The following is a 4,770-nucleotide window of genomic DNA, read 5'->3' on the forward strand; positions in this document are numbered from 1 at the left end:
AGGGCGAGCTCGACGCCACCCACCGGACCAGCCGGGCCGCTCATGCCACCCGAGACCACCGGCGCGATCAACACCGAAGGTCCCTTACATGAGGGCGACATAGAGGTCGGCCGATCCGGCGCGGAGGATCTCCTCCGGCTCGACGACCAGCACGGAGTCGAACTCCACACCCTTGGCCTCTTCAGGCGACAGGACCGGGGCTTCAACAGCGTCGAGATCGGCGGCGAGCCGCTGCGGCGCCACGACCGCGACGGTTCCCTCGCGTTCGGACTCGGCCTGCACCGCGCGCATGACGGCCGCGGCCAGCGCATCCGACGGCACGCGACACGCCCAGGGTCGAACACCGACCCAGCGGACCGAGCGCGGTGGGTCGACACCGCGCAGCAACCCGGCCGCCACCGCCATGATTTCTCCGGGGGTACGGTAATTGACCGTCAACCTGTGGTGGATCCACCGTCCCTCGGCAATCGGATCGAGCACATCCGCCCACGCGCGCGGTCCCGCGTCCGAGCGACGCTGCGCCAGATCACCGACGACGGTGAACGATCGGCTCGGACAGCGGCGCACGAGCATCCGCCACTGCATCGCCGACAGTTCCTGAGCCTCATCGATCACGACGTGGCCGTAGACCCAGTCGCAGTCCGCTGCAGCTCGTTCGATCACGTCACGTGGGTCGTGCTCGGCCAGGCGCGCGGAGTCGACGAGGTCCGCCGCGCCGAGGACATCGTCATCGGTCTCGTCGACCGCGGTCTCCAGAATCTGCAGCACCCCTGCGGCATAGCGCTGCGCTGCGACTCAACTCGTGCGGGACATCCGCCCCGAGGTCCCCGGTGAGCTCGGGAGACTCCCGCGGCGCCGGCCAGCCCGCTCCGATCCGGTCGACGGCTTGTTCGGCGAGGGCATGGATCAGGGCGCGGGCGAACCACGGACGCGCCTCGTTGTGCGGCAAGCCCGTTGCGCGGGCACGGGCTCGGGCCTGCGCAGCGAGGGCCACGTCCACCTCGACGACGACGTCGAGCACGATGGACAACGGGGCCTCAGCGTCCGGCAACCCCTGGCGGTCGGCGACGGCCGCGGCAAGTGCCGTCACCATCGCCGCCGAGCCCTTCACCCGGGCCGCCACCGGTAGGTCCTGTCTCTCGGTCCGTACCCTGGGGAGCAGCCGCGGCGGCTACCCTCTTGGGGCAGCCGCCCAGCCTCGTCTCCACATTGCGGGAAGAAGTGCGTCCTAGCCAGGAAGGCGGACCTGCCTCAAGGACCCGGTCGCGCGATGAACGTGCTACTCACCCGTACAACGGCCTCAGGCCGGACGCGGCGCGTACATGATGACGGCGACGCCGACGAGGCAGATCAGCGCGCCGATGACGTCCCATCGGTCGGGGCGGAAGCCGTCGAGCACGACGCCCCACAGCAGCGACCCCGCCACGAACACCCCGCCGTAGGCGGCGAGAATGCGGCCGAAGTGCACGTCGGGCTGCAGCGTCGCGACGAACCCGTAGATCCCCAGCGCGATCACGCCGGCGCCGATCCACAGCCAGCCACGGTTCTCCCGCACGCCCTGCCACACCAGCCACGCGCCACCGATCTCGGCCAGCGCCGCGAGAACGAACAGGACGATCGAGCGCGCGACAGTCACGGCGTCAGCGTAGATCGCGTTCCGGTTCCGGCGTCGCCGCCGGCGCGGCGGCGCCGGGTGTCATGGATGCAACTTGATCGCGCTGCCGAAGCCGAGGTTGAGCGGTTGCTGAATCGCGATGTGCAGGAAGCCCAGGTTCTCGAGCTGCTGCGCCCGGCGCAGCGGCCCGACGTCGAGCGGCCGTAGCCCGCCGTCGGAAACGAGCTGGGAAACCTTCCGCTTGGCGTCCTCGTCGTCGCCCGCGATCAACACGTCCAGCCGTTGGTCGTCGACCTCGCCCTGAACGAGCGTGGCCGCGAAGGTGGTGTTGAACGCCTTGACCACCGAGGTTCCGGACGGGACAACGCCCTGGACCTCTTCGGCCGAAGAGCTGCCGGGCTCGGTCGCCAGACTGTCCCAGGTGTCGGTGTTGACCGGATTCGTGATGTCGACGACGACCTTGCCGGCGAGCTGGTCGGCGTATTGCTGGACGGCGTCCTTGATACCGGGGTAGTAGACGGCGAAGACGACCACCTCGCCGCCGAGCGGAGCCGAGGGGTCGGGCGCCGTCGCGGCGCCGCCGAGCTCCCCGGCGAGGGCCTGCGCCTCCGCCGGGTCGCGGTCGATGATCTCGACCTCGTGGCCGCCCGCGACGACACGCGTCCCGATTCCGCGACCCATGTTGCCGGCACCGATGATCGTCACCTTCATCTGTCCACCTCCCATGGGACAGAGGACGCGGCGGAACCCGCGAATGACCGCCCTCAGTATGCGACCGTGAACCTGGTCCGCTGGTGTTCGGGCTGCTCGGCCTCATCGAGCAGCGCCACCGCGAGGTCCTCCATGGAGATCATCGAGTTGCCCTCGGCGTCGACCAGCAGTTCGTCGGAGCCCAGCCGGTACCTGCCGGTGTGCTCCCCCGGTTCCAGCAGCGCCGGCGGGCTGAGATAGGCCCAGCCCACCCCGGGGCGGCTCGGCAGGCCTCGAACTGATCGACGCACGCCAGCGCGATAGGCCGCCAGTCGGCCGGAAGATCCGGGTCGTCGATCACCGTGGCGCCGCCACCGGGCACGGTCAGGGTGGCAGCGCCGCCGACGACCATCAGCCGGACGCCGGTCCGGGCGGGTCCGGCCAGTAGCGCATTGGGGTCGTCACGAGTTCGTGCTCCAGGCCGGGCGCCGGACGGGTCGCGGTGATCACAACATCCTGTCCGGCGCTCAGTGCAGTAACGTCCTCGGCTTTTCCGGCGTCGCCGACACGCGCGATAGCGCCGGCGTGCAATTCACGGAATCGGGCCGGATCACGGACCACCGCGGATACCTCATGGCCACGGGCCAACGCCTCGGCCGCTACCCGGCTGCCCACGTTCCGGCTGCCCGAATACGGGGATGCGCATTGTTTCCGCTCCTTTTGATCGGTTGCCTGCTATTCCCAGGCCATGGAGCCCTTCTCCTATGGCATGTGGTCGTACTCCGGGGTTGCCGCGCGATCAGCCAGGCGTGGACGAGGTCGCACGCTCTGCCTGCTGGAAGTCTGTGCCGCAACGAGGGCGACGAGGACGATGAGCCCGCCCAGAACCTGTGGCACGGTGAGTCGCTGATCGAGCGCCGCCCAACCGAGCGCGGTCGCGACCACCGGGCTGAGCAGGCCGAGGAAGGTGACGTTGGTTGGAGGCAAGGCACGGATGCCCCGGAACCAGAGGGGATAGGCGAGGGCGGCGCCGATGATCGTGAGGTAGCCGTAGCCGGCCAGGTTCGTGGCGGTCAGCGTCGTGGGCGGCGGTCCTTCGACGAGGAGGGTGACCGGGAGCAGCAGCCACCCGCGACGAGCTGCCACCCGGTCGTCGCGAGCAGGGGTACGGGCGAGCGCCAGCGTTTGCTCAGCACGACGCCGGTCGCCATCACGGCCGCCCCGCCGACCGCGGCGACGATGCCGAACCCGTCCAGCTGGGCATCGGCACGGAGCACGAGCAGGCCGACACCGGCCACACCGGCGATGCCCGCGATCGCCGTCCTGCGGGAGGCGGCGGGTGAAAGCGACGAGCAGGAGGCCGGCGGGAAGGGCACGCACCACCGCGGCCAGCAACGGCCGGTCCGGCGGCAGCAGCTCGGCGGTGACGAAGTAGGTCGTCCCCCAGACAGCAGGCGCCAAGGCGGTGACCATGATGATCGAGATCAGACTACTTAACACTAAGATATATTAGCTCACCGCTAAGACAACGACCGGTCCGGCGAGATGGCAGATCATGTCGGCCGCGTGCTCGAGCAGTGGTGCGCGCAGCGTCCCCGACCTGGACGCCTCACCGATGGCGGTCATCGGGCGCCGGACGAGGCTCCCTCGGGTGATCGAGGCCGAGTCGCACCCAACGTTCAGCGCTCACAGCCAGAAATCCCCTTTTGGGATCAATCAGGCAGGGCATCACTCCGACACCATCTCATTCCGATGGATCGCTGCCGAAGTCCGCTCAGCTGGTCAAACCAGTAGATTAGGATTCCTAATTTGATCGTGATCCGCATACTTTCAAACCGATGACCTCATCACCCGAATGAGCTAGGATTGCCCATCTCTTCCGCAAACGCAATTATTTCGGCGGGTTGGCATCAGGTTTGGCGACATCCACTGTGCTGACAAAGGCCACCAAGGGATTCCGGATGCCGGGCCGGTTGGCCGAGGTTCCGCTGCGTCGACAGCTGTACGAGCAGCTTCGTAGCGCCATTCTTGGAGGTCAGCTTGCACCGGATACGGCTCCCTTCGAGCCGGACGCTCGTCACGGAGATCGGCGTTTCCCGCAATATCGTGCTCGCCGCGCTGGAACAGTTGTATACCGAGGGCTAGGAGGGTTATTCACGCGAGTGCATAGAAGTGGAGTGCAACTACGGTTGAAATGGTCTCCGCGAACGTTGCGAGCGGGCGGCGGTAGTCGGTGTGCAGGATGCGCCCGCTCGTGAGGTTGGCGATGACCCGTTCGATGCGGTAGCGAATCTTATTGACTTGAGTGTTGAAATCCTTCTCCCAGTCGAGAAGGTCACGGCACTCCGGTTTCTTGATGGGCGTATCCATGCCGTTGCCGACGTATCCCTTGTCGCCTATCCAGTTGCTTGGGTCAAGCGTCCGTAGGACGCCTGAACCCTTCAGGCAGTACGAGTCGTGTCGAC

General features: G+C 67.6%; 9 protein-coding genes. All 9 read right to left on the reverse strand.

All coding sequences use genetic code 11. The features are described 5' to 3' along the window. Positions 1-84 precede the first annotated feature (84 nt). On the reverse strand, positions 85-768 hold the full coding sequence (locus G567_RS32555; protein ID WP_028932040.1) for a helicase domain-containing protein: 684 nt from the start codon (positions 766-768) through the stop codon (positions 85-87). Beyond that, positions 728-1,123, reverse strand: a complete 396-nt coding sequence (locus G567_RS35015) for a hypothetical protein (protein WP_028932041.1) — start codon at positions 1,121-1,123, stop codon at positions 728-730. Before G567_RS35015 ends, G567_RS32555 begins: the two co-directional genes overlap by 41 nt. 177 nt (positions 1,124-1,300) lie before the next feature. Beyond that, entirely contained in the window at positions 1,301-1,636 is a 336-nt protein-coding gene (locus tag G567_RS0124855) for a YnfA family protein (protein WP_028932042.1), read from the reverse strand. 60 nt (positions 1,637-1,696) lie between these two features. Next, complete coding sequence (locus G567_RS0124860) at positions 1,697-2,326, reverse strand: NADPH-dependent F420 reductase (RefSeq protein WP_028932043.1); 630 nt, start codon at positions 2,324-2,326, stop codon at positions 1,697-1,699. Positions 2,327-2,379: 53 nt separating this feature from the next. Beyond that, positions 2,380-2,616 (reverse strand): NAD(P)-dependent oxidoreductase, encoded by a 237-nt coding sequence (locus tag G567_RS36525; RefSeq protein ID WP_245585788.1) that lies wholly within the window; start codon positions 2,614-2,616, stop codon positions 2,380-2,382. 100 nt (positions 2,617-2,716) lie between these two features. Further along, positions 2,717-2,980, reverse strand: coding sequence for an NAD(P)H-binding protein (locus G567_RS36530; protein WP_245585789.1), 264 nt, complete (start codon positions 2,978-2,980; stop codon positions 2,717-2,719). A gap of 87 nt (positions 2,981-3,067) precedes the next feature. Continuing rightward, positions 3,068-3,451, reverse strand: coding sequence for a DMT family transporter (locus G567_RS37330; RefSeq protein WP_373865936.1), 384 nt, complete (start codon positions 3,449-3,451; stop codon positions 3,068-3,070). Then, positions 3,379-3,681, reverse strand: coding sequence for a hypothetical protein (locus tag G567_RS37335; RefSeq protein ID WP_373865937.1), 303 nt, complete (start codon positions 3,679-3,681; stop codon positions 3,379-3,381). The genes G567_RS37330 and G567_RS37335 overlap by 73 nt, the downstream gene beginning before the upstream one ends. Positions 3,682-4,459: 778 nt before the next feature. Then, positions 4,460-4,770: transposase family protein (locus G567_RS31375; RefSeq protein WP_037058143.1), on the reverse strand; the 311-nt coding region annotated here is incomplete at its 5' end.

Origin of the sequence: Pseudonocardia asaccharolytica DSM 44247 = NBRC 16224, assembly GCF_000423625.1 — a bacterium.
GTDB classification, from domain to species: domain Bacteria; phylum Actinomycetota; class Actinomycetes; order Mycobacteriales; family Pseudonocardiaceae; genus Pseudonocardia; species Pseudonocardia asaccharolytica.